This window comes from Prevotella heparinolytica, from assembly GCF_004342845.1.
GTDB classification, from domain to species: Bacteria; Bacteroidota; Bacteroidia; order Bacteroidales; family Bacteroidaceae; genus Bacteroides; species Bacteroides heparinolyticus.
Map to the genome: position 1 here is coordinate 1 of NZ_SLXB01000066.1, position 1,115 is coordinate 1,115.

Here is a 1,115-nt window from a genome sequence, read left to right on the forward strand (position 1 = left end):
AGCCGAGAGTATCACGTTTCACTTTATACGTAAATACAATGGGATATACAAGTCGTGACTTTATGGATGCGGAACGAGACTTGCGGCTGCTGAGGCAAGAGGAGGGTGTTTTTCAGGCGCGGATTGCGCGGATGACGCGGATTTTATTTTATCTTGGTTCTAATGCATGAATGCTAATGTTCTGATATGTACGGTCTTAATGTCTAATGTCAGCTATATGTGTGAGGGGTAGCGATGCCACTGCGGTGAGACAGGTGATGACACCGCAGCGAGACAAGCGGCGTCACCGCAGTGAGACAAGTGATGACACCGCAGTGAAATGGGTGATGTCACTGCAGTGAGACAAGCAACGTCACCGCAGTGAGACAAGAAGCGTCACCGCAGTGAGGTAAACGGCGTCTCCACAGTGAGGTAAGTACCCCTCCTGCGGGGACATTCAAGGGAATTAAAAGAAAAGGCGTTCACACGCCGACTGTGAGTTATTATCATTTAATTATTAATTAAAACTTTATCAGTATGAGTATCAGTTACAAATTGGTGCAGAAGAAGCACCCGATGAAGAAGAATGACCCGGCTAAGTGGTATGCCGTGCCAAACAGTGCAAAACCATTGTCTCCCAAAGCTTTGACCCGTGCCGCAACGGTACATACCACCACGGCACCCATCGAGCTGGAGGCAGCCATGGAGCTGCTGGCGGAGTTCATCCCCCAACAGTTGCAGCAGGGACACACGGTGAATGTGCCCGGCCTGGGTACATTCCGCATCACCTTTAAAAGTGCAGGCGTGGAGAAGATAGAAGATTTCAACGTGGGCACGATGATTAAATCGCCCCGTGTAACGTTCACACCTGCCCGGGAACTTCGCGGCAGGATTATCCGAGAACTCAGCTTCGAGGACGGAGGTGTGCTGGAGGCCGGCGTAAACTATGCCTCGATGGCGGACTACCGCAAAGCCAAAGGACTGCCTGCGCCTACACCGGGCGGCAGCGGTGGAACGGGTGGCGGCAGCGGCACGGGCGGCGGCACGGGCTCGGGCGGCCAAGGAGAGAATCCGCTTGGTTAGACGTTAGACGTAAGAGGTCAGACGTAAGAAAAGAATAACACCGGATCAGGGTA

The 1,115-nt window shown here is 52.6% G+C and carries 1 protein-coding gene; it reads left to right on the top strand.

Going from position 1 to position 1,115, the window contains the following annotated elements; genetic code table 11:
- The first annotated feature begins 516 nt into the window (after positions 1-516).
- Positions 517-1,062, top strand: a complete 546-nt coding sequence (locus EV202_RS14965; RefSeq protein WP_131927620.1) for an HU family DNA-binding protein — start codon at positions 517-519, stop codon at positions 1,060-1,062.
- Positions 1,063-1,115: the final 53 nt, after the last annotated feature.

Coding starts and splice junctions, on each gene's coding strand:
- EV202_RS14965 (WP_131927620.1), top strand. CDS start 517: ATGAGTATCAGTTACAAATTGGTGCAGAAGAAGCACCCGATGAAGAAG.